The 2,218-nt window shown below is 66.5% G+C and carries 2 protein-coding genes and 1 pseudogene; all 3 read left to right on the top strand.

The window, feature by feature from the left end:
- A pseudogene (locus EN935_RS32205) lies at positions 1-732 on the top strand (helix-turn-helix domain-containing protein); the annotation flags it as partial.
- A 36-nt stretch (positions 733-768) separates the two neighbouring features.
- Positions 769-1,401, top strand: a complete 633-nt coding sequence (locus EN935_RS32200; RefSeq protein ID WP_127266027.1) for a PQQ-binding-like beta-propeller repeat protein — start codon at positions 769-771, stop codon at positions 1,399-1,401.
- 340 nt (positions 1,402-1,741) lie between these two features.
- Positions 1,742-2,218 (top strand): aldo/keto reductase (locus EN935_RS32195; RefSeq protein WP_245489108.1); only part of this gene is annotated, 477 nt, incomplete at its 3' end.

Raw genomic sequence — 2,218 nt, 5'->3', positions numbered from 1 at the left:
CCGGCGCGCGGGGCGTTGGATTGGGCCCGCCACGCCGCCCGCCGGGCCGGCATTCCGGGCCTGATCGCGGAGGTCGACAGCGCATTCCTGGCGCTGGACACGCCGGCCGCGCGGCTGATCGCGGGTGGCGGGCAGCGCCCCGTGCTGCTCGAGGACGTCGAGGCGTTGCAGGCGTCGCCGGCGCTGCTGGTCGATAGCTTCCGCTATGTCGTGCGCAGGCAGGAAATCGTGGTCTCGCTGGCAACGCGCCCGGTGCTGTTTGCGCTGGCACGCGCGCTCGCCGAAGCATGGCCGGGCGACGTGTCGAGGGCGAGGCTGATCGCTGAAGCCTTCGGCGGCAGGCACGCCGATGAATCGCATCGGGCGCGGCTGCGGGTCGAGATCGGCCGGCTGCGCGCCGAATTGCGAGGCCTGGCCGACATCGGCGCGACCAGCCAGGGCTTCGCGCTGGCACCGCGCGAGGCGCGCGAGGTGGTGGTGCTGGCGCGGCCTATCGAGGAGCGGCACGCGGCGGTGCTGGCTTTCCTTGCCGATGGTGAATCCTGGGCGAGTTCGGCGCTGGCGCTGGCGCTTGGCACTGGCCAGCGCAGCGTGCAGCGGGCGCTGGAGCAGCTTGGCGAGGCCGGCAAGGTGCAGTTTTTCGGTCACGGCCGGGCGCGCCGCTGGATGACGCCGCCGGTGGCGGGATTCACGACCACCTTGTTACTCCCGGCGCCGCTGCCGAGCGGTTAGTAAGGGACATTGGACCATCTCAGTGAGGACAGAGACATGAAACAGTCAGCAGCCGAAATCCTGCGCGAATACGGACCCTTTGCCGATGTTGAGAGGGTGCATGGGGTGAGCTTTGACGGCAACAACGTCTGGTTTGCCTCGGGTGAGAAGCTGAACGCCTTCAATCCGGAAAACGGGCAGGCGCTGCGCTCGATCGATGTCGCGGCACATGCCGGCACCGCCTGGGACGGCCAGCATTTCTTCCAGCTTGCCAACGACCTGATACAGAAGATCGACCCTGATACCGGCCAGGTGCTGGCGACCATTCCGGCGCCCGGTGGTGGCGGTGATTCCGGGCTGACCTGGGCCGAAGGGACGCTCTGGGTCGGGCAATACCGCGAGCGCAAGATCCACCAGATCGACCCGGAGACCGGGGCGATCCTGCGCACCATCGAATCCAACCGCTTCGTCACCGGCGTGACATGGGTCGATGGCGAGCTGTGGCACGCCACCTGGGAAGGCGACCAGAGCGATTTGCGCCGCGTCGACCCGCAATCGGGCAAGGTTCTGGAGAAGCTCGACATGCCGGCCGGCATGGGCGTGTCGGGGCTTGAATCCGATGGCGGCGACCGCCTCTACTGCGGCAGCACATCCGCCGGGGTGGTGCGGGCGGTGCGCCGGCCGCGGTGAGGCTGACGCCGAGGTCACACTTGCAGGCGAACTTCGACAATTTGTCGCTGTCGGCTGGCCGTCGCCTCCTGTCGAACCTAGATAGGCTGTGCACCGGGCGGACCGCCTGGATCAGCTTTGCAAAGGACCCCGACATGCCTGAACAGTCCACCATGCCTGCACAGATTGCGTTGAACGACGGCTCCGCCATTCCCCAGCTCGGCCTTGGCGTGTGGCAGGTCGACCAGGATATCACCGCTGAAGTGGTGGGTTGGGGCATCGAGGCCGGCTATCGCCTGATAGACACCGCCGAAGGCTACCAGAACGAGGAGGGGTCGGAGAGGCGATCCGCGGCGCCGGCGTGCCGCGCGGCGAGCTGTTCATCACCTCGAAACTGCGCAACGGCGCGCACCAGCGCGATGCGGCGTTGCGCGCTTTCGACGAGACGATGGGCAAGCTCGGCATCGAGCAGCTCGACCTGTTCCTGATCCACTGGCCGGTGCCCAGCCAGGACAAATATGCCGAGGCCTGGAAGACGCTGGTCGAGCTCAGGCAGGCCGGCCGCATCAAGTCGATCGGCGTTTCAAATTTCAACCAGGACCATCTGGAGCGGATCATCGCAGAGACCGGCGTGACGCCCGTCGTCAACCAGATCGAGCTGCATCCTCGTTTCCAGCAGCGCGACCTCAGGGAGTTTCACGCCAAGCACGACATAAGTATCGAAAGCTGGAGCCCGCTGGGCAGCGGCCGGCTGCTGAACGATCCGATCTTGGCAAGCATTGCCAAAAAGCATGGCAAGTCTGTCGCCCAGGTGATCATCCGCTGGCATCTCCAGGAA

This window comes from Mesorhizobium sp. M7D.F.Ca.US.004.03.1.1, from assembly GCF_003998635.1.
Classification (GTDB): domain Bacteria; phylum Pseudomonadota; class Alphaproteobacteria; order Rhizobiales; family Rhizobiaceae; genus Mesorhizobium; species Mesorhizobium loti.
This window is presented reverse-complemented; position numbering and strand designations above follow the sequence as displayed.